This is a genomic window from Oleiagrimonas soli (genome assembly GCF_000761445.1).
Classification (GTDB): Bacteria; Pseudomonadota; Gammaproteobacteria; order Xanthomonadales; family Rhodanobacteraceae; genus Oleiagrimonas; species Oleiagrimonas soli.
The window spans coordinates 2,243,336-2,264,300 of record NZ_KN196470.1; the positions used below are offsets into that span (position 1 = coordinate 2,243,336).

Consider the following 20,965-nt stretch of genomic DNA (forward strand, 5'->3'; position numbering starts at 1 on the left):
ATCCTACCTGTCCGCCCGCACACCTGCAGGCGGGAACGTACTGACCTCAGGCTTCCTCGGCCACCGAATCTTCCGGCGCATCGTCGGCTTCGCTCTTGCCGCCGCCGCTGGCCAGCAGGCGCGCGCGCAGCTCGGCGTCGACTTCGTTGGCGATCTCCGGGTTGTCCTTGAGGAACTGGCGGACGTTCTCCTTGCCCTGACCGATGCGGTCGCCCTTGTAGCTGTACCAGGCGCCGGCCTTGTCGATCAGGTTCTGCTCCACGCCCATCTCGATGATCTCGCCCTCGCGCGAGGTGCCCTCGCCGTAGAGAATCTCGAACTCGGCCTTGCGGAACGGCGGCGCGACCTTGTTCTTGACCACCTTCACGCGGGTCTGCGAACCGATCACCTCGTCGCCCTTCTTCACCGCACCGATGCGACGGATGTCCAGGCGCACCGAGGCGTAGAACTTCAGCGCATTGCCGCCGGTGGTGGTCTCGGGGCTGCCGAACATCACGCCGATCTTCATGCGGATCTGGTTGATGAAGATGACCAGGCAGTTGGTCTTCTTGATGTTGGAGGTGAGCTTGCGCAGCGCCTGGCTCATCAGGCGTGCGTGCAGGCCGACGTGGGAGTCGCCCATTTCGCCCTCGATCTCGGCCTTCGGCGTCAGCGCGGCGACCGAGTCGACCACGACCATGTCCACCGCGCCCGAGCGCACCAGCATGTCGGCGATTTCCAGCGCCTGCTCGCCGGTGTCCGGCTGCGACACCAGCAGGTCGTCGACGTTGACGCCCAGTTTCTCGGCGTAGGACGGATCGAGCGCGTGCTCGGCGTCGACGAAGGCGGCGGTGCCACCGGCCTTCTGGCACTGCGCAATGGCCTGCAGGGTCAGCGTGGTCTTGCCCGACGATTCCGGACCGTAGATCTCGACCACGCGGCCGCGCGGCAGGCCGCCGACGCCCAGCGCGATGTCCAGGCCCAGCGAACCGGTGGATACGGTCTCGATGGCGACCTGGGTGTGGTCGCCCATGCGCATGACCGCGCCCTTGCCGAACTGCTTCTCGATCTGACTGAGCGCGGAAGTGAGCGCGCGGCGCTTGTTGTCATCCATCTTCGGTACCTCGGTACGGTGTTGGTTGCCGACAGCATGCCGGCCGTGTATCTCAGTGGCTGCGACAGCGCCGCAACCGACCCGTCCAGTATCCCACAGTCGACCCGGCACGCGCGCCGGAACACGCCGACTCAGGCGGTCAGGGTTTGCCGCACCCCGTCGAGCGCCGCCGCCACGGTCTGCCGTCGCACGGCGTCCCGGTCGCCCTCGAAATGGAACAGTTCGGCACGTGCATAACCGCCGCGTCGCTTCCAGCCGATCCACACGGTGCCGACGGGCTTGTCCTCGGTGCCGCCGCTGGGTCCGGCGATGCCGGTGACCGCCACCGCAACGCCCGCGCCCAGATGCGCCAGCGCGCCGGCGACCATCTCCAGCACGGTCTCCTCGCTGACCGCGCCGGTCGCTTCCAGCGTGCGCGGATTGACGCCGAGCAGCGCCTCCTTGGCCTCGTAGCTGTAGGCCACCACGCCGCACTCGAACCAGGCCGAGCTGCCCGGCAGGTCGGTCATGATCTTGGCGATCCAGCCGCCGCTGCACGATTCCGCGCTGACGAGCATGAGATTGGCGGCCATCAGATCGTGCGCCACGGCGCGGGCGCGCTGCTGCAGATCGGCTTCGCTGGGGATGTTCAACGGTGTACTCCGACGCGTGAAGGCCGCATGGTCCACCCGGCGGCCGGACACCGATCGTACCGCCGACCGCACGCAACGCGGAAAACGCATCGCGGCATGCAGGCGACGCCCGGTCGCGGGTAGACTGGGCGACTCACTCGAATCCGCACCCACCGCCCGCCGCATGAACAAAGACGATCTCGCCGGCCACACCCCGCTGATGCGCCAGTACCTGTCGGCCAAGGCCGAGCATCCGGACGTGCTGCTGTTCTTCCGCATGGGCGATTTCTACGAGTTGTTCTACGACGATGCGCGCAAGGCCGCGCGCCTGCTCGACATCACCCTGACCCAGCGCGGTCAGTCGGCGGGCGAACCGATTCCGATGGCCGGCGTGCCGCATCACGCGGCGGAAAACTACCTCGCGCGGCTGATCAAGCTCGGCGAGTCGGTCGCCATCTGCGAACAGATCGGCGACCCGGCCGCGAGCAAGGGTCCGGTCGAGCGCAAGGTGGTGCGCATCGTCACGCCCGGCACGGTCACCGACGAGGCGCTGCTGGAACAGCGTCGCGACAACCTGCTGCTGGCCATCCACGCCGACAAGCAGGGTTACGGCCTAGCCTGGGTCGACCTGACCGCCGGACGCTTCCTGCTGACTGAGGTCGCCGACGCCGAGGCGCTGGGCGCGGAACTGGCGCGCCTGACGCCGGCCGAGACCCTGGTCAGCGAGGACGTGCGCTGGGACGCCCGCGTCAGCGCTCTGCCCGGTCTGCGCAAGCGGCCGCCGTGGCACTTCGACAGCGACAGCGCGCGGCGCGAACTGAATCGCTTCTTCGGCACCCGCGATCTGTCCGGCTTCGGCATCGACAACCTGGATCGCGCCATCGGCGCGGCCGGCTGCCTGCTGGCCTACGTCGAGGAAACCCAGAAAAGCGCCCTGCCGCACCTGACCGGCCTGGCCGCCGAGAACGCCGGCGAAACCATCGCCATGGACGCCGCCACGCGCCGCAACCTGGAACTGGACACGCATCCGGAAGGCCGCCGCGAGCACACCCTGCTCGGCGTGCTCGACGAAACCGTGACGCCGATGGGCGCGCGCCTGCTGCGACGCTGGCTGCACCGCCCTCTGCGCGGACGCGAGCCGCTGCGCAAGCGCCACCAGGCCATCGGCGCGCTGCTCGACCAGCGCCGGGTCGAAGCGCTGCGCGAGGACCTGCGCGCCATCGGCGACCTCGAACGCATCCTCGCCCGCGTCGCGCTGCGCTCGGCGCGACCGCGCGACCTGTCCACGCTGCGGGATGGACTGGCGGCCGCCCCTTCGCTGCGCGAGAAGCTGGCCGATCTGGACAGCCCGCTGCTGCACGAACTGGTCGAGCGCATCGGCGACCACGCCGACACCTGCGCGCTGCTGCAGCGCGCGATCGTCGAGCGACCGCCGGTGCTGACCCGCGACGGCGGCGTCATCGCCGACGGCTTCGACGCCGAACTCGACGAACTGCGCCAGCTGTCCGAACACGCCGACCAGTTCCTGGTCGAACTGGAACAACGCGAGAAGGCCGCCACCGGCATCGCCACGCTGAAGATCGGCTACAACCGCGTGCACGGCTACTACATCGAGATCAGCAAGGCGCAGTCGGACAAAGCGCCCACGCATTACACGCGCCGCCAGACCACCAAGAACGCCGAGCGCTACATCACCGAGGAACTCAAAACCTTCGAGGACAAGGTGCTGTCCGCGCGCGAGCGCAGCCTAATGCGCGAACGCGCGCTGTACGAGGAACTGCTGGACACGCTGGCGACCGATCTCGTGCGCCTGCGCGACGCCGCCGAGGCGATGGCGGAGCTCGATGTGCTGGCCGACCTGGCCGAGCGCGCCGAGACGCTGAACTGGTGCGCGCCGGTGCTCGACGATGCGCCCGGCATGCACATCGAAGCCGGCCGTCATCCGGTGGTCGAGCGCGTGCGCGACGAACCGTTCGAGCCCAACGACCTGGCCTTCGACGACGCCCGACGCATGCTGGTCATCACCGGCCCGAACATGGGCGGCAAGTCCACCTATATGCGCCAGAACGCGCTGATCGCGCTACTCGCGCACATTGGCAGCTACGTGCCAGCCAGCGCGGCGCGGATCGGTCCCATCGACCGCATCTTCACCCGCATCGGCGCCGGCGACGACCTGTCGCGCGGCCAATCCACCTTCATGGTGGAAATGAGCGAAACCGCCAGCATCCTGCACAACGCCACCGCGCAGAGCCTGGTGCTGATGGACGAAGTCGGCCGCGGCACGTCCACCTACGACGGCCTGGCCCTGGCGCGCGCGGCGGCGGTGCATCTGGCTTCGCACAACCGCGCCTTCACTCTGTTCGCCACGCACTATTTCGAGCTGACCGAACTGGCCGGCGAGATCGACGGCGTGGTCAACGTGCACTTGGACGCCGTCGAGTACGGCGAGCAACTGGTGTTCATGCACGCGGTGAAGGAAGGCCCGGCCAACCGCAGCTTCGGCCTGCAGGTTGCCGCCCTGGCCGGTCTGCCCAAGGCTGTCATCGCCGATGCGCGGCGCACGCTGGAACAGTTGGAACAAGGCATGCACGCCTCCGTGTCCGCGCCGCCGCACCGCGCCAAGGCCGAAGCCTCGCCGCAAATGGGGCTGTTCGCCCCGCCCGCGCCCTCGGCCGTGGATCGCGCCGTGGCCGAACTCGATCCCGACGCCCTGAGTCCCCGCGAGGCGCTCGAAGCGCTGTATCGCCTCAAGCAGCTGGACTGAGCGTCACACCACGGACAGCGTAGCGTCACGGTGCCTCTGGCATGCTGTGAGCGACAGGTTGCCGTTCCGCAGCAGCCATAGCCAAAAACTATGGCGTGTATTGGAACAATCGAATTCCATCAATCGCTGCGCACGCGTAGATTGTTTCTGGTAGCCCGCACGCCGGCATGGATCGCCGTGTTCGTGCACCCGCCTCGACCGCCTCCGGCGCGTCCGCGGGTGCCGCGCGACGGAAGACCCGACGCACGGGCGGACATTCACCGATCGATCGACCCGCTCCAAGGAGAGAACCCATGTCTGCCGAAGCGAAGTGCCCCTTCCATCCTGCAACCACCGGCACCACCAACAAGGACTGGTGGCCCAAGCAGCTGCGCCTCGAATTGCTCAGCCAGCATTCGGAAAAATCCAACCCCCTCGGCAGCGCCTTCAGCTACCGCAAGCAGTTCGAGAAACTCGACTACGCCGCGCTGAAGAAAGACCTGCAGACGATGATGACCGACTCCAAGGACTGGTGGCCGGCCGATTTCGGCAGCTACGCCGGCCTGATGATCCGCATGGCCTGGCACAGCGCCGGCACCTACCGCATCGGTGACGGCCGCGGCGGCGCCGGTCGCGGCCAGCAGCGTTTCGCGCCGCTCAATTCCTGGCCCGACAACGTCAGCCTGGACAAGGCGCGCCGCCTACTGTGGCCGATCAAGCAGAAGTACGGCCAGAAAATCTCCTGGGCCGATCTCATCGTGCTGGCCGGCAACGTCGCGCTGGAATCCACCGGCTTCAAGACCTTCGGCTTCGCCGCGGGCCGCGAGGACGTGTGGGAACCGGACAAGGACGTGTCGTGGGGCGACGAGACCGAGTGGCTGGCCACCAGCGACACGCCGAACAGCCGCTACGCCAACAGCAAGCCCGGCGAACGCGATCTCGACAACCCGCTGGCCGCCGTGCAGATGGGCCTGATCTACGTCAACCCGGAAGGCCCGGACGGCAACCCCGACCCCCTGGCCGCCGCGCACGACATCCGCGAGACCTTCAAGCGCATGGCGATGGACGACGAGGAAACCGTCGCCCTGATCGCCGGCGGCCACACGCTGGGCAAGACCCACGGCGCCGCCTCGGCCGACAACGTCGGCGCCGAGCCCGAAGCCGCGGATATCGAAGCGCAGGGCTTCGGCTGGCACAACAAGCACGCCAGCGGCGTGGGCAAGGACGCGATCACCTCCGGCCTGGAAGTGACCTGGACCAGCACGCCGGTGAAGTGGAACAACGACTTCTTCAAGTTCCTGTTCGACTTCGAGTGGGAGCTGGAGAAGAGCCCGGCCGGCGCGCAGCAGTGGGTCGCCAAGAACGCCGACGCGATCATTCCCGGCCCGACGCCGGATTCGCCCAAGCGCAAGCCGACCATGCTGACCACCGATCTGTCGCTGCGCTTCGATCCGGCCTACGAGAAGATCTCGCGTCGCTTCCGTGACGATCCGGACGCCTTCGCCGAGGCCTACGCCCGCGCGTGGTTCAAGCTGACCCACCGCGACCTGGGACCGAAGTCGCGTTACCTGGGTCCGGAAGTGCCGTCCGAGGACCTGCTGTGGCAGGACCCGCTGCCGGAAGCCACCCACCACCCGAGCGCCGCGGACATCGCCGACCTGAAGGCGAAGATCGCCGCGTCCGGCCTGAGCGTGTCGCAACTGGTTTCGATCGCCTGGGCCTCGGCCTCGACCTTCCGTGGCGGCGACAAGCGCGGCGGCGCCAACGGCGCGCGCATCCGGCTGGCGCCGCAGAAGGACTGGGCAGTCAACAAGAAGGCCGTCGAGGCGCTGCCGAAGCTGGAGGCCATCCAGAAGGCTTCCGGCAAGGCTTCGCTGGCCGACGTTATCGTGCTGGCCGGCGGCGTCGGCATCGAGATGGCCGCGAAGGCTGCCGGGCTCGATGTCGAAGTGCCGTTCGCACCGGGACGCGTCGATGCCAGTGCCGAGCAGACCGACGTCGAGTCGTTCACCTACCTCGAACCGTACGCCGACGGTTTCCGCAACTACCTGAAGGCGAAGTCGTCCATCGACGCCGAGCACCTGCTGGTCGACAAGGCGCAGCTGCTCACCCTGACGGCGCCGGAGATGACGACCCTGGTCGGCGGCCTGCGCGTGCTGGGCGCGAACTACGACGGCAACCCGCATGGCGTGTTCACGGACCGTCCGGGCGTGCTGAGCAACGACTTCTTTGTCCATCTGCTCGACATGTCCACCGAGTGGACGCGCAACGGCGACGTCTACGAGGGCAAGGACCGCGCCACCGGCAAGGTGAAGCACACCGGCACGCGCGCCGACCTGGTGTTCGGCTCGAACTCGATCCTGCGTTCGCTGGCCGAGGTCTACGCCAGCACCGACGCCACGCAGAAGTTCGTCGACGACTTCGTCGCGGCCTGGACCAAGGTGATGAACCTGGACCGCTTCGATCTCGCCTGAACCGACATCCGCAAGCGTCACACCAAAACGGCAGGCCGCGCGGCCTGCCGTTTTTTCTTTGTCCCCAGGAAAAACCGCCGCGCTCAGATGGCGAGCCAGAGGTACAGATACGTCGCATCGTTGCCGCTGGCATTGCGTCCCGCGCCATCGATGTTGTGCACCAGCCCGCTGAACTTGGTGTACCAGGTGTACTGCAGGCCGACACGCACGTTCACGTACGGCTGCTTCCACGAATCGGACTTTCCGAACGGGTTGTAGTCGAACTCGACGATGCCGCCCTGCGTGTTGGGCGAACCGTTGTTGCCGTACAGCGCCGGGTCGTTGCTGCCGTCGTAGACGAACTGCGCCAGGCTCACGCCGTAGGTGTTCTGGTACCAGTAGCTGCCTTTGAGGTTGAACGAATCGAGCGTGTTCCGCAGATGCGTGGAACCGCCATCGAGAAACGTGTTGTTGAGCGTCTGCCGTTCGTGCACGTACAGGGCGTTGGCGGTGAAGATGTGGTCGTTGCGCTGGTATTCGTAGTCGCCCGTCAGGCCGACATCGTTGTAGTCGTCGGTCGGCCCGGGCAGCGGAATCGTCCGACCGTTGGCATCCTCGCCCACCGCGCCGCGCTGGACGTCGAACAGGAAGCCGCCCAGCGTGAAATCGCCATTGGGAACGGCGTGGGTGTAGGTCAGTCGCGCATACGGCGCGACCCCGGACAGTTTGCCGTCGTAGCCGGCGTTGACCTTGTTGGTCCAGGCCACCGACAGCGACCGGTAACCGCCCGCTTCCAGATACCACGCGCCATCGATCTGGGTGTAGCCGGTGACGCCGATCGACTGCCCGCCGATGCCGTCCAGCAAGATCGGTGCGGCCGGCGCGCCCGGCGCCAGGTCCGAACTCATGTACGGAAACATCCATGCCGGCGCGCTGTTGAACACGTCGCTGACGGTCGGATTGTTGTTCAGCGAGATGCCCCACACGCCGCCGTGATCGCCGTGACTGAACGGCCGCGCGTAGCGCAGATCGACGTTGTCCCATCCCAGCAGACCGCCCACCTCGGAATACGTGGCCTGCGCGAACACGCCGGCGTGCTCGCTGATCCGGCCGGCGACGAAGACCGAGGCCTGATCCAGCGAGAAGTTGTCGTTGGACTTGTACGGCTTGCCCAGATCGGCCGGATCCTGCAGCTGACCGGTATGCAGGAAGGATTCGACCATCATCGCGGACAGCGGCGGATCGACCTCGTCGCCCACCTTCATGGTGTAGCCGTTGAGCTTGAAGACGCGCCCGAAGGCCGTCAGCTCGGGGCCGAACGCGCCGACATGGCAGGACGAACAGGGCTGATGAGTCTGTCGTGCGTACGCCGGCACCGCGAATGCCGCGCCTGCGTGCAGCAAGGCCCAGACTGCGGGCAAAGCCGCCCAACCCAGGGACCGGAGAACGCGGGACCGGTTTCCCATCGCTGTGTGCATCTTCATGTTTGGACTCCCCGAAGAGATGCTGCGGAACGATGCGCGCATCCCGACTTCCGCGTGAGGGCATGGTGACGTTGCCCGTATTCGACGTACGCAGACGCGGAAGATGACCACGACATCGCCACGGGGCGGCATCGCATCGTTGTTCGCTCATAAAAAGCGATACGACGCAATACAACTTTCAGGATAGTCAGAAGCCAGTGGGCCGCCTTGATCGACGTCAAAAGCGGCCCACATGCATGTCGACGTGTCGCGGGAGCGGGGCCCGCCGAAGGTTCACGCCACCTTGGCGCCCACCGATGCCTGCAGCGCATCGCGCAGGTCGTTCCAGATGTCCTCGACATGCTCGATGCCGACGGACAGGCGCAGCATGCCCGGCGTGATGCCACATTCGGCCTGCGTTCCGGCATCCAGCGTGCGATGGGTCAGACCGGCCGGGTGCTGGATCAGCGTGTCCACCGAGCCCAGGCTCACCGCCGGCGTCGCCAGCCGCACCGCCGCCATCACCTGCGCGGCGGCGGCATGACCGCCGAGCACCTCGAACGCCATCAGACTGCCTGGACCGCGCATCTGTGTGCCCACCAGGCGCGCATTGGCGTCCTCGCGCAGCCCGGGATAGCTGACCTTGGCCACCAGCGGATGCGCCGCCAGGCGCGTCGCGATCTCGATGGCATTGGCCTGCGCCTTCTCCACCCGCAGCGCCAGCGTCGGCAGACCGCGATGCAGCAGGTAGGCACCCAGCGGATGCAGCAGACCGCCGGTCGCCGCGCGCACCTGACGCAGCGACTTGGCCCAGTCGTCGTCGCAGGCCACCACACCGGCGATGACGTCGCCATGCCCGCCGAGGAACTTGGTCGCGCTGTGCATCACCAGTCGCGCGCCCTGCTTCACCGGCTGCTGCAGCACCGGCGTGGCGAAGGTGGAATCGACCAGCACCGGCACGTCGCCCGCGGCCTTCACCACGGCAGCGATGTCGATCAGCTCCAGCGTCGGATTGGCCGGCGTCTCGATCATCACCAGCGCGGTGTCCGCATCGACCGCCTCGGCGATCTCGCTGGGCTTCACCCAGCGCACCGGAATCCCGAGCAGACCGGAATCGAGCAGGTGGTCGCTGGTGCCGTAGACCGGGCGCACTGCCAGCACATGCTGGCCGCGCTGACCGGCGGCCAGCAGGCAGGCCGACAGCGCCGCCATGCCGGAACCGAAGGCGACCGCGTCGGTGGTGCCTTCCAGTTGCGCCAGGGCCTGCTCGAAGCGCGCCACGGTCGGATTGTGCAGACGCGCGTAGATCGGATTCTCGGCGTTGGCCTTACCGCCGACCAGCGCATCGAAACTGGCGGTGCCGACGCCGAGATCGCGCACCGGGTAGGTGGTCGACAAATCCAGCGGCGGCGCGTGCACACTCAGTTCGGCGAAGTCCTCGCGACCGGCGTGGACGCCGAGGGTTTCGGGATGCGACATGGCGATGGCCTCAGGTTCGGAAAGAGAGGCCCATGCTAGAATTTAAATCGAATGAGTTTCCGCTTGATCGAACTTTATTTCGCAAAGGGCGCAAAACATGCAACTGGACCGAATCGACTTCGCCCTGCTCGACGCTTTGCGAAAGAACGCTCGGCTGCCCAACAAGACGCTGGCCGACAAAGCCGGCGTGGCACCGTCGACCGCGCTCGAACGCGTGCGTCGTCTGCGCGAAGCCGGCGTGATCCAGGGCTACCACGCCGAGATCGATCCGCAGGCGCTAGGCATCGGGCTGCAGGCCATGATCAGCGTGCGCCTGGAACGCCACGCGCGCACCGACGTCGCCGCCTTCGACACCTACCTGAAGACGCTGCCCGAAGTGCTCAGCTTCTGGCATGTCGCCGGCGGCAACGACTTCCTGGTGCATGTGGCCGTGCGCGACAGCCAGCGCCTGCGCGACTTCGCTCTGGACGCCTTCACCACGCGCAAGGAAGTCGCGCACATCGAGACCAACCTCATCTTCAGCTTCCAGCGCAACGCGCGACTGCCGACGCCGCCGCGCTGAAGCAGCGTCTTCACTGCTTGCGTGCAGGCTGACGCTTGATCCACGCCGCGATGTCGTCGATGACATGCGTATCGACGTGCGCCGGCACGAGGTAGTCCTTGACCGAACGCGTCTTGCCGGCCGGCATGAACAGATGGCTCAACCCCGGATAGGCCTTCAGCGTCACCCGCGGATCGTGCGCGAACACCGCCTCCCAGCGCGCGAAGTCATGCTGCGGCGATACCTGGAAATCCGCGCCGCCTTGCAGGAACAGCATCGGCATGCGCAGGGCGCGCGCTGTACGTACCTGATCGTAATCGTGCAGGCTCATCCAGTACGACTGAGGAATGCCCATGAACTTGCCCGCCGGCGGATGTCCCGCCTGGGCCGTATCCAGCGTCTTGCGCTCGGCCTCGACGGCTTGCTTCTGAGCGACGATCTGCGCCGGCGACATGCCTGTCGCTGCGCCCAGGTCATCGATCTGCTCGTCGACCACCGCAAGCAGCGATCGCGCCGGGGCCGCGAGCATGACCAGACCCGCCACCTGCGGCACCTGCCGGCCGATGCGCGGCGCCATCATCGCGCCGAGACTGTGACCGAGCACGAACACGCGGTTGGCATCGACGTGCGGATCGGCGCGCAGATCACGCAGCGCCGCGACCGCATCGTTCGTCACCTCGTCGTCGATCGACATCGACGACAGGTTCGCCGACTTCGTTGGATAGGCATAGGTGCGCTTCTGGTAGCGCAGCGATGCGACGCCGTGCGCGGCCAACCCCTGCGCCAGATCGCGGAACGGCTTGTTGGGCCCGATGCTCTCGTCGGCATCCTGCGGGCCGGAACCGGCCAGCATCACCACCGCCGGGAACGGCCCCTTGCCCTTGGGCAGCGTCAGCAACGCCGGCAGCGGACCGAATGGCGAAGGCACCTGTGTGACTTCGCTATGCCCCCAGGGGCCGGACGCGGCGTGGACGACGTGAGCGGCTGCGACTTCTGGCCGGTCCTTGTCCGGCACGATGCGCAACGAGGCGATGTCCATCTTCGCATCGCAGCGCACCTGCATCTGCAGCCAGCGACGGGCGAATCGCAGCGGCGTCACGACAACACCGGACTCGATGCGCGGCGACTGCCCCGCCGCCTTGGCGTCGTGCGGACCGAACATCATCGCCAGCCGCTCGCTCCACAACTGCCCGAGCTGGTCGGCAGGCACGGCCTGACGCATCTTCGCATCGAAATGGCGAGTCGCCGCCGTGTAGTTTCCGGTCTGCAGGGCCTGCAACAGCGCTTACGAACGCTGCAGGCACGAGGGTGCGGCCTGCACCGCCAGCGGCAGCGCCGCGAGCAGCATGCCGATACGCGCAACAAGCTTCATCGGTAGGTCTCCTTGAGTCATGAGTGAGTGCGCGGCCGAAGCTTCGCGTCAGTCCTGCGGCGGCCCCTCGACGCGCCGATAGATGACGTACGAGTACAGCGCCGGGAACAGCGCCACCGTGACGATCAGAATGAAGGCCAGCACGTGCGGCATGCCGAGCAAGGTGCCGATGAGCACCACCGCGCCCAACAGCACGAACAGCCAGCCGCCCAGACGATGCGTGCGCTCCCAGGTCGCTTCGCTGGCGATGGTCCACGGCGTGCGGATGCCGATGAAGAAGTTGCGCCGCAGCTTGCCCATGTAGTTGCCCAGGATCATGAACAAGGCGCCAAGCCCGAGCATCGCGACCTTCGGCATCGGCAACGGATACCCGGCACCGACCAGCAACATGCAGATGCCGAGCACCAGCACGAAGCCCTGCAGCACCAGCATCAGACCGAAGTACACCGGTGCGAACGAGCCGACACGGAAGCGATTCGGCGAAACGGCCGCCAGCAGCACGCTCAGCAGCGCGACGACGGCCACGCTCAACATCGGAAACAGCGCCGCCCAGAATCGCGGCATGGTGCCGTCCACCTGGCCTTCGAGGTTCCAGTGCGAAGGCACCCGCGCCGGCAGCTGCGGCCAGAGCCAGAACGCCACGGCCGCGCCGATGACGAGGAAGATTGCCGTGATGAACAGCGTGCGATGGAATTTCATGATGGATCTCTCCGCGCGTTGCGCGATGGGAACAGGTCGAACAGCATCCGCGCCAGGTCTTCAAACACGGTGCTGTTGAGGGAATAGACGATGTACTGGCCGCGACGCTCGGTGCGCACCAGATCGGCCCGCTTCAGCACCGCGAAATGGTGCGAAAGCGACGCCGCGCTGATGTCGAACGACTCGCCGATCTCGCCGGCCGTCAGCGCGCCGTCCTGCAAGCGCTTCAGGATCGCGCGCCGGGTCGGGTCGGCCATGGCCTTGAAGACTTCCTGCTGTTTCATGAAGGTGTCCGGCTGGGTACGTTTATATATTTAGACAAATATCTAAATATTGCAAGTGGCATCGAATGAACCGCTGTTGTCGATGACGCAGCGGATGTCGGAAGACGGTTTGTCGCCCCTGTCACGCACTGCGGCATGACGACCATTCACTGCACCGGACGCCTGTGCCACACTTGCGCGTCATGCTGAAGACCCTACCCGCGCTGCTCGCCATCGTCCTGTACCTCGGGGCCGCCGCCGCTCTGGCGCGTCCGCTGATGGGTTCGGGCAAGCCGCTGGTGCGCGCGGCCATGGGCATGGCGCTGGTCGCGGTGCTGGCCCACGCGGCCGTGCTGCTGGGCATCCACCGCGGCGCGCTCGATCTGCACTTCTTCGCCGCCCTGTCGCTGGTCGCCTGGGTGGTATCGACGCTGACATTGCTGGTGAACCTGTCGCGACCGGTGGCCGGACTGGGCGTGATCGTGTTTCCGCTGAGTGCGCTGCTGCTGGGCGTCGACGTGTTCATCGCGCCGCCGACGCATCCGATGCCGATGGACTGGCAGATCAAGCTGCACGTCACCGTCGCCCTGCTCGCCTTCGGCGTGCTGTCCATCGCCGCCGTACTGGCCATCCTGCTGGCCGTGCAGGAACACGCGCTGCGACGCAGTCAGTTCGGCCACTGGTTGCGCGCGCTGCCGCCACTGACGCTGACCGAATCGCTGCTGTTCCGCCTGATCCACGCCGGCTTCACGCTGCTGACGCTGACGCTGTTCACCGGCATCGTGTTCGTGCACAACCTGTTCGGCCAGCATCTGGTGCAGAAGACCGTGCTGTCGATCGTCGCCTGGCTGGTGTTCGGCGCCCTGCTCTGGGGCCGCTGGAAGTTCGGCTGGCGCGGCATGCGCGCGGTCAATCTGACCCTGATCGGCATGGCCGTGCTGATGCTGGCCTTCTTCGGCACGAAGTTCGTGCTGGAGATGATCCTGCATCGCCCGCTGACCTGAGCGTCGTTCGCCCGACAGGAGGCTTCGGCGCTGTCGCGCCGCGCAGATCGAACGCGTGCGGCATGTTGGACTTCAAGGACACGATATCCGGATCGCCATGACCGAAGATGCCACGGACTGGTTCCACCCCAACCCGCAGATTCAAACGCTGCGCCTGGAGCATGGCGCAACCTGCTTCGTGATCGATGATGTCTTGCGCGAACCCGAACGCCTGCGCGACTGGGCCATCGCGCAGCGTGAAGCGTTCAAACCCGTCGATTTCAATGCCTATCCCGGCATTTACCTGTTACCGCCGAACGCGCTGGCGCACGCATTCCATGCGTTCTTCCTGCAACACATGCGCCCGCACTTCGATGCGCGCCGGGTGCTGGAGATGCAGAGCCGTCTGGCCATGGTGACGCGTCCACCGGAGCAACTGCGTCCGTTCCAGTGGCTCTGCCACAGCGACCAGGTCGGCGTCCCGACGGCGTACAGCATTCAGGCCTCCGTGCTGTATCTGTTCGAGGATGAAGAACTCGGCGGCACGAGCTTCTACGCGCCGAGCAGGACGCGGCAGGAGATTTCCGATCTCTACCACGACGCCTCGAACCTGCCCGCGACGGAGTTCACCCGCAAGCGTGGCATCCCGCCGAGCTACATGAATGGGTCGAATGCCTACTTCACGCGCATCGGCCAAGCGCCGGCCCGCTGGAACCGAATGATCTTCTACGACGGCAACATCCTGCACTCCGGCGACATCCACGATCCGCGGCGGTTGTCCTCCGACCCGGCCAACGGTCGCCTGACCTTCAACGGCTTCTTCACCTGCCGCCGCCACACGACCTGAGTCGACGATTTCAGCCGTCGGCCGCATCCAGCGCCTCGGCGAGGCGTTCGACGCCGACGATCTCCAGATCGCCGATGCGCTTCTTCTTCGGCAGGTTCGCCTTCGGCACGATGGCGCGACGGAAGCCGTGATGGGCCGCTTCCTTCAGACGCTCCTCGCCGTTGGGCACCGGGCGGATCTCGCCGGACAGACCGACCTCGCCGAACGCCACCGTCTTGTCGGGCAAGGGACGATCGCGCAGCGACGAACGCACCGCCAGCAGCACCGGCAGATCGGCCGCGGTCTCCTGTACGCGGATGCCGCCGACCACATTGACGAACACGTCCTGGTCGTAGGCCGCCACGCCGCCGTGCCGGTGCAGCACCGCCAGCAGCATCGCCAGCCGGTTCTGTTCCAGGCCCAGCGCCACGCGACGCGGATTGCCGAGCGAGGACTGATCGACCAGCGCCTGCACTTCCACCAGCAACGGCCGCGTGCCTTCGCGCGTGACCATGATCGCGCTGCCCGGCGTCGGCGAGGCATGCGCGGAGAGAAAGATCGCCGACGGGTTCGGCACTTCGCGCAAGCCCTTGTCGGACATCGCGAACACGCCCAGCTCGTTGACCGCGCCGAAGCGGTTCTTGAACGCGCGCAGCACGCGGAAGCGGCTGCCGGACTCGCCCTCGAAATACAGCACGGCGTCGACCATGTGCTCGAGCACGCGCGGGCCGGCGATGCCGCCTTCCTTGGTCACGTGACCGACCAGCAGCACGCTGGTGCCGGTCTGCTTGGCGAAGCGCGTCAGCTTGGCCGCCGACTCGCGCACCTGGCTGACCGATCCGGGCGCGGCGGTGAGCAGGTCGGTCCAGATGGTCTGGATCGAATCGATGATGAGCACGCGCGGCTTGCTGTGCTGCACCTGTTCGAGAATGCGCTCGATGCCGGTCTCGGCCAGCGCGTGCAGCGGCTCCAGCGGCAGTCCCAGGCGCTGCGCACGCGAGGCCACCTGCCCCAGCGATTCCTCGCCGGTGACGTACACGCCCGGCAGCTTCGCGCCGAGGGTGCCCAGCATCTGCAGCAGCAGCGTGGACTTGCCGATGCCCGGATCGCCGCCGATCAGCACCACCGAACCGTCGACCAGACCGCCGCCGAGCACGCGATCGAGTTCGCCGATGCCGGTCAGCGTACGCGACTCGGTTTCCGCCGCGACTTCGGTCAGCGGCATGACTTTGGCGGTCTCCTTGCTGGCGCCGGCGTAGCCATCGCGATGCGCGCCGACACTGCTCTTGCCGCTGCTCGAGGCCGGCTGCACCACGAACTCGCTCAGCGTGTTCCACGCACCGCAGGCCACGCACTGGCCCTGCCACTTGTTGTATTCGGCGCCGCAGTCGCCGCAGACGTAGGCGGTCTTGGCCTTGGCCATGCGCATCCTCGTGAAGTCGTACGAAAAGCGAAACCGAATCGGTCGCGCGCTCGCGGCACCATACCGTGCGCCGGTCGCAACAGGCGATACGCCGTCGCCGCGATCAGGCGTCGTCCTCGACGAACAGCACGCGACGGGTCATGCCGCAGGTCAGCTCGTAGCTGATGCTGCCGGCAGCGGCGGCGATGCGCTCGACCGGAAGATTCGCGCTCCACAGCGTCACTTCGTCGCCGACCTCGGCATCGGGCACGCCGCGCAGGTCGAGCGTGATGAGGTCCATCGACACGCGGCCGACGATGGCGCTTTCCACCCCGCGGATGCGCACCGGCGTGCCGGAGCCGACACTGCGCGGGTAGCCGTCGCCGTAGCCGATCGCGGCCACACCGATACGCATGTCCTCGGGCGCAGCCCAGGTCGCGGCGTAACCGACGCGCTCGCCCTGCTTCAGGTCGTTCACGGCGATCAGCCGGGTACGCAAAGTCATCGCCGGACGGTAGCCGAAGTCCGCGCCGGCCTTGCCCTCGACCACCGACAATCCGTACAGCAAACCGCCCACGCGCACCCAGTCGCCGCGCGCGCCGGGCCAGCCCAGTACGCCGGCGGAGTTGGACAGCGCGCGCGGTCCCGGCAGACCGGCGACGGCCTGCTCGAAGGTCGCGATCTGCTGTTTGGTCAGCGGGTTCTCGAATTCGTCGGAGGCGGCGAAATGCGTCATCAACACGATCTCGCCGTCGACGTTGGGCATCGCCTGCAACTGCGCATGCACCTGCGCGATGCGCGCCGCGGGAAAACCCAGCCGATGCATGCCCGAATCGACCTTCAGCCACACCCGCAGCGGCCGCGCGTCGGGGTCGGCGGCGAGCCAGGCCAGCTGGCTGTCGTGATGGATGACCGCATCCAGGTTGAGTCGCCGCATCTCGGCGAGATCGGCGGCGCTGTCGGGACCGGACAGCACCACGATGCGCTGGCGATGCCCGGCGGCACGCAAGCGCAGGCCGTCGGCGATGGCCGCCACGCCGAAGGCATCGGCCTCGGCCAGTGCGCGCGCGACGCGCTCCAGTCCGTGCCCGTAGGCGTCGGCCTTGATGACCGCCATGACCCGCGCGCCGGCCGCCTGCTCGCGCAAGCGCGCGAGGTTGTGACGCAGCGCGCCGAGATGAATGGTGGCGGTGGCGAGACGGCTCATGCTTGGGGCTGGGATACGAGCGTGGAGATTCGGGATTCGGAGATGTCGGCCATCCTGCACATGCTCGCGGAAATCGTGGATGTCTGGTCACCAAAGAAATTATTGGAACGGCCAGCGCTCATCACTGCAAGAATCCCACGCTCTTCCAAATCCCGAACCCCGCATCCCGGTCTCTCACTCGAACGCGCCCTCGTAGCTTTCCGGCGTGAAGTTCTCGAACTTGGTGAACTGGCCCAGGAAGGTCAGTTTCACCGTGCCGGTCGGGCCGTTACGCTGCTTGCCGATGATGATCTCGGCCTTGCCCTTGTCCGGCGATTCGGGGTTGTAGTACTCGTCGCGGTAGATGAACAGGATCACGTCGGCGTCCTGCTCGATGGCGCCCGATTCGCGCAGGTCGGACATCATCGGCCGCTTGTCCGAACGCTGCTCGAGGGATCGGTTGAGCTGGGAAAGCGCGATCACGGGAACGTTGAGCTCCTTGGCCAGAGCCTTCAGTCCACGCGAAATTTCTGAAATTTCGGTGGCGCGATTCTCCTTGTTTCCGGGCACCTGCATCAGCTGCAGGTAATCGATCACGATCAAGCCCAGACTGCCGTGCTCGCGCTGCAGGCGGCGCGAGCGCGAGCGCAGTTCCACCGGCGACAGCGCGGGCGTGTCGTCGATGAAGATCTTGGCGTCGGAGAGCATGGTGATGGCCGAGGTCACGCGCGGCCAGTCTTCCTCGGCCAAATCGCCGGTGCGCAAGTTCTGCTGATGGATGCGGCCGACCGAGGAGATCAGTCGGAACGCCAGCTGCGAGGCCGACATTTCCATCGAGAAGATCACCACCGGCTTCTTGCTGCGGATCGCGGCGCTCTCGGCGATGTTGACCGAGAACGCGGTCTTGCCCATCGACGGTCGCGCCGCGACGATGATGAGGTCGGACGGCTGCAGGCCCGCGGTGCGGTCGTCGAGATCGGTGAAGCCAGTCGGCAGGCCGGTTAGCTGGCCCTTGTTCTGGTAGCGCTCGGTGAGGATGCGGAACGCGTCCTTGACCGCCTCGCGCATCGGCACCGTGCTCTTGCGGCCGCGCGCGCCGGCCTCGGCGATGTGGAACACCTTTTGCTCGGCCGCTTCCAGCACTTCCTGCGTACTGCGGCCTTCCGGACGATAACCGTCCTCGGTGATGGTGGTGCCGGCGTCGATCAGCTGCCGCAGCACCGACTTCTCGCGCACGATGCCGGCGTAGGCGGTGATGTTGGCGGCGCTCGGCGTGCTGTTGGCCAGTTCCACCAGGTAGCCCGGACTGCCGATCATCTCGGTCAGCTCGTTGGCCTCGAACCAGTCGCCTAGCGTCACGGCGTCGAACGGCATGCCGCGGTCGGCCAGGCCGGTGATCGCGCGCCAGATCAGACGATGGTCCTTGCGGTAGAAGTCTTCCTCGATCAGACGGTCGGCGACGCGGTCGAAGGCGTCCGGCGACAGCATCAACCCGCCCAGCACCGACTGCTCGGCCTCGATCGAGTGCGGCGGCACGCGCAGGGTTTCGATGGAGGACGATTCGTGGCGCTCGGGCAGCATGGGCATCTCGGGGTCCCTCTCGGACGACTACTCATCTTACGTAGCGGCGTCGCAAATTCCGATACAACAAGTCTGTGGATAACCTGTGATCGGCTGTGGAAAAGCCTGTATGGACGGCGACGCCCAAAACAGAACGGGCGCCACCAGGGCGCCCGTTCGCACAAGGTCGTCGACCGCGATTACTCGCCGGTGACGACGACCTTGATCGTGGCCTGCACGTCGGCGTGCAGCACGATGTGGGCTTCGTACTCGCCGGTGACGCGGATCGCGCCTTCCGGCTGCACGATCTCGCCCTTGTCGGCTTCCAGACCCTTGGCCTGCAGCGCGTCGGCGATCTCGCGCGGACCGACCGAACCGTACAGCTTGCCTTCGGGACTGGCGTTGGCGGCGATGGTCAGCTCGACGCCGTCGAGCTTGGCCTTGCGACCCTCGGCGCCGCCCAGCAGCTCCTTGGCCTTGGCTTCGTACTCGGCGCGGCGCTTCTCGAACTCGGCCAGATTCGCGGCATTGGCCGGCACGGCCTTGCCCTGCGGCAGCAGGTAGTTGCGGCCGTAGCCCGGCTTCACGGTGACCTTGTCGCCGAGGTTGCCGAGGTTCTTCACTTTCTCAAGCAGGATCAGTTCCATGGTGGTTCTCTCGATTCGTTAGCGCCTTGAGGCGGCGCAGCCCTGGACGGTTGTCCGAATGGAAACGCGCCGCCCGCAAGGACGGCGCGCGATGCACGTTCGCCTCAGGCGTCGTGGCTGTCGGTGTACGGCAGCAGCGCCAGGAAGCGCGCACGCTTGACCGCGGTGGCCAGCTGACGCTGGTAGCGCGCCTTGGTGCCGGTGATGCGGCTCGGCACGATCTTGCCGGTCTCGGTGATGTACTGACGCAGCGTGTTGAGATCCTTGTAATCGATCTCCTTCACGCCCTCGGCGGTGAAGCGGCAGAACTTGCGGCGGCGGAAAAACTTGGACATGGCTTGCTCCCGGCTCAGTCGTCGCTGTCGCGATCGTTGTCGTTATCGGAATCCGAATCGTCATCGTCCTTGCTGTCGCTGTCGTCGTCGCGACGACGGCTGCCGGACTTGGCGTCTTCCTTTTCCTTGCTCTTCAGGATCGGCGACTGCTCGGTGTCGGCGCCCGGACGCTTGATGACCAGATGACGGATGACCGCATCGTTGAAGCGGAAGCCCGATTCCAGCTCGTTCAGGACTTCCTGGCTGCACTCGATGTTCATCAGCACGTAATGTGCCTTGGCCAGGTTCTCGATGCTGTAGGCCAGCTGACGACGGCCCCAGTCCTCGAGACGGTGGATCGTGCCGCCATGCTCTTCGATCAGCGCCTTGTAGCGCTCGACCATGGCAGGCACCTGCTCGCTCTGGTCCGGATGGACCAGGAACACGACTTCGTAATGACGCATGTTGTCTCCTCGTGGATGTCTCTCCGCGGCACGCGCGGAGAAGGCAGCCTCCCGCAGGATGCGGTGAGGCAAGGCTCCGCCACGGCGCAATCGGCCGCGGACAGAAGCGGAATTGTAGGATGCGGGCCGCAGAGACGCAAGATATTGATTCGGGCGAAGATCGGTAGCTGCTGAAGCAATCAGACACCGCCGTGGTCCCTGTCTGATATCTGGGGGCGCTGCGGCTCCCACCTCGCCCCCGGTAGCGCTGCGCCCTCCGCGCGTCCCACGACCCCGTCACCCCGGCGAAAGCCGGGACCTAGCGTCTTTGCGAAGCGTGGAAGTCACTGGGTCCCGGCTTTCGCCAGGATGACGTTTCATCGGAAACACCCGCGCCGGAACGGATGCGCTCCATCGCGCGATGCCATCAGTCGCGCGGCGGATCGACCGTGAAGCTCTCGCCGCAGCCGCATTCGCCGGTGGCGTTGGGGTTGTGGAACACGAAACTCGTGTTCAGTCCCTGGCGCTGGAAGTCGATCACGGTGCCGTCCACCAGCGGGCGGCTGGTGGCGTCGATCACCAGCGGCACGCCATCGACCTCGACCACCTGGTCGTCGTCGCCGCGCTCGACGGCCAGCTCGATGACGTAGCCGAAACCCGAGCAACCGGTGCGACGCACGCCGAACCGCACGCCGCTGGCCTGCGGATGGCCGGCGAGGTAGGTCTGCATGCGTGCGCGGGCGGTGTCGGTGATCTGGATGTTCATGGCGATGCTCGAAAGACTATATCTAGTGTACGCGCGACCGCGGCGGAACCCAACGCCGTCGCGTGCGGTCGACGCTTATGCCCGATCGGCGTGTCGTCGGACTCGCGGCCGTGACCGCAGG

General features: G+C 66.6%; 19 protein-coding genes. 5 read left to right on the plus strand and 14 right to left on the minus strand.

All coding sequences use genetic code 11. The features are described from left to right. Positions 1 to 46: 46 nt before the first annotated feature. Complete coding sequence (gene recA, locus LF63_RS09920; protein WP_043101440.1) at positions 47 to 1,093, minus strand: recombinase RecA; 1,047 nt, start codon at positions 1,091 to 1,093, stop codon at positions 47 to 49. A 131-nt stretch (positions 1,094 to 1,224) separates the two neighbouring features. Beyond that, positions 1,225 to 1,701: a CinA family protein gene (locus LF63_RS09925; protein ID WP_484549305.1), complete on the minus strand. Its 477-nt coding sequence runs from the start codon at positions 1,699 to 1,701 to the stop codon at positions 1,225 to 1,227. Positions 1,702 to 1,888: 187 nt separating this feature from the next. Here LF63_RS09925 and mutS point away from each other — a divergent pair, with 187 nt between their 5' ends. Beyond that, entirely contained in the window at positions 1,889 to 4,468 is a 2,580-nt protein-coding gene (gene mutS, locus LF63_RS09930; protein WP_043101444.1) for a DNA mismatch repair protein MutS, read from the plus strand. 293 nt (positions 4,469 to 4,761) lie between these two features. Continuing rightward, positions 4,762 to 6,921, plus strand: coding sequence for a catalase/peroxidase HPI (katG, locus tag LF63_RS09935; protein ID WP_043101446.1), 2,160 nt, complete (start codon positions 4,762 to 4,764; stop codon positions 6,919 to 6,921). 83 nt (positions 6,922 to 7,004) lie between these two features. Here katG and LF63_RS09940 read toward each other — a convergent pair whose 3' ends face one another. Together LF63_RS09940 and LF63_RS09945 are read right to left on the minus strand one after the other, a co-directional pair. Next, the gene (locus LF63_RS09940; RefSeq protein WP_235205303.1) at positions 7,005 to 8,303 is read right to left on the minus strand and encodes a cytochrome C; all 1,299 of its coding nucleotides are present in this window, start codon (positions 8,301 to 8,303) and stop codon (positions 7,005 to 7,007) included. A gap of 354 nt (positions 8,304 to 8,657) precedes the next feature. Beyond that, positions 8,658 to 9,842, minus strand: a complete 1,185-nt coding sequence (locus LF63_RS09945) for a trans-sulfuration enzyme family protein (RefSeq protein ID WP_043101448.1) — start codon at positions 9,840 to 9,842, stop codon at positions 8,658 to 8,660. A 97-nt stretch (positions 9,843 to 9,939) separates the two neighbouring features. On the opposite strand from LF63_RS09945, the gene LF63_RS09950 reads away from it, so the two are divergent. Then, positions 9,940 to 10,404, plus strand: coding sequence for an Lrp/AsnC family transcriptional regulator (locus tag LF63_RS09950; RefSeq protein WP_043101450.1), 465 nt, complete (start codon positions 9,940 to 9,942; stop codon positions 10,402 to 10,404). Positions 10,405 to 10,414: 10 nt separating this feature from the next. Here LF63_RS09950 and LF63_RS09955 read toward each other — a convergent pair whose 3' ends face one another. From LF63_RS09955 to LF63_RS09965, 3 genes are all read right to left on the minus strand, one after another. Then, complete coding sequence (locus LF63_RS09955) at positions 10,415 to 11,662, minus strand: alpha/beta hydrolase (protein ID WP_052394928.1); 1,248 nt, start codon at positions 11,660 to 11,662, stop codon at positions 10,415 to 10,417. 141 nt (positions 11,663 to 11,803) lie between these two features. After that, complete coding sequence (locus LF63_RS09960) at positions 11,804 to 12,454, minus strand: SdpI family protein (RefSeq protein WP_043101451.1); 651 nt, start codon at positions 12,452 to 12,454, stop codon at positions 11,804 to 11,806. Continuing rightward, a complete protein-coding gene (locus LF63_RS09965) occupies positions 12,451 to 12,738 on the minus strand; it encodes an autorepressor SdpR family transcription factor (RefSeq protein ID WP_043101452.1) in 288 nt (95 codons plus the stop codon). The genes LF63_RS09960 and LF63_RS09965 overlap by 4 nt, the downstream gene beginning before the upstream one ends. Positions 12,739 to 12,920: 182 nt before the next feature. Here LF63_RS09965 and LF63_RS09970 point away from each other — a divergent pair, with 182 nt between their 5' ends. Further along, on the plus strand, positions 12,921 to 13,721 hold the full coding sequence (locus LF63_RS09970) for a cytochrome C assembly family protein (protein ID WP_043101453.1): 801 nt from the start codon (positions 12,921 to 12,923) through the stop codon (positions 13,719 to 13,721). Between the two features lie 97 nt (positions 13,722 to 13,818). Beyond that, on the plus strand, positions 13,819 to 14,547 hold the full coding sequence (locus tag LF63_RS09975; RefSeq protein ID WP_043101455.1) for a DUF6445 family protein: 729 nt from the start codon (positions 13,819 to 13,821) through the stop codon (positions 14,545 to 14,547). Positions 14,548 to 14,557: 10 nt separating this feature from the next. Here LF63_RS09975 and radA read toward each other — a convergent pair whose 3' ends face one another. The 7 genes from radA to LF63_RS10010 all read right to left on the minus strand — a co-directional run bounded on the left by radA (position 14,558) and on the right by LF63_RS10010 (position 20,844). Beyond that, the gene (gene radA / locus LF63_RS09980) at positions 14,558 to 15,949 is read right to left on the minus strand and encodes a DNA repair protein RadA (protein WP_043103625.1); all 1,392 of its coding nucleotides are present in this window, start codon (positions 15,947 to 15,949) and stop codon (positions 14,558 to 14,560) included. Positions 15,950 to 16,052: 103 nt separating this feature from the next. Beyond that, entirely contained in the window at positions 16,053 to 17,135 is a 1,083-nt protein-coding gene (gene alr, locus LF63_RS09985; protein WP_043101457.1) for an alanine racemase, read from the minus strand. 174 nt (positions 17,136 to 17,309) lie between these two features. Further along, the gene (locus tag LF63_RS09990) at positions 17,310 to 18,701 is read right to left on the minus strand and encodes a replicative DNA helicase (RefSeq protein WP_043101458.1); all 1,392 of its coding nucleotides are present in this window, start codon (positions 18,699 to 18,701) and stop codon (positions 17,310 to 17,312) included. A 173-nt stretch (positions 18,702 to 18,874) separates the two neighbouring features. Then, positions 18,875 to 19,321, minus strand: coding sequence for a 50S ribosomal protein L9 (gene rplI, locus LF63_RS09995; protein ID WP_043101460.1), 447 nt, complete (start codon positions 19,319 to 19,321; stop codon positions 18,875 to 18,877). 104 nt (positions 19,322 to 19,425) lie between these two features. Then, complete coding sequence (gene rpsR / locus LF63_RS10000; RefSeq protein WP_043101463.1) at positions 19,426 to 19,656, minus strand: 30S ribosomal protein S18; 231 nt, start codon at positions 19,654 to 19,656, stop codon at positions 19,426 to 19,428. 14 nt (positions 19,657 to 19,670) lie between these two features. After that, the gene (rpsF, locus tag LF63_RS10005) at positions 19,671 to 20,099 is read right to left on the minus strand and encodes a 30S ribosomal protein S6 (RefSeq protein WP_043101465.1); all 429 of its coding nucleotides are present in this window, start codon (positions 20,097 to 20,099) and stop codon (positions 19,671 to 19,673) included. A gap of 406 nt (positions 20,100 to 20,505) precedes the next feature. Next, positions 20,506 to 20,844: a HesB/IscA family protein gene (locus LF63_RS10010; RefSeq protein ID WP_043101467.1), complete on the minus strand. Its 339-nt coding sequence runs from the start codon at positions 20,842 to 20,844 to the stop codon at positions 20,506 to 20,508. Positions 20,845 to 20,965 lie beyond the last annotated feature (121 nt).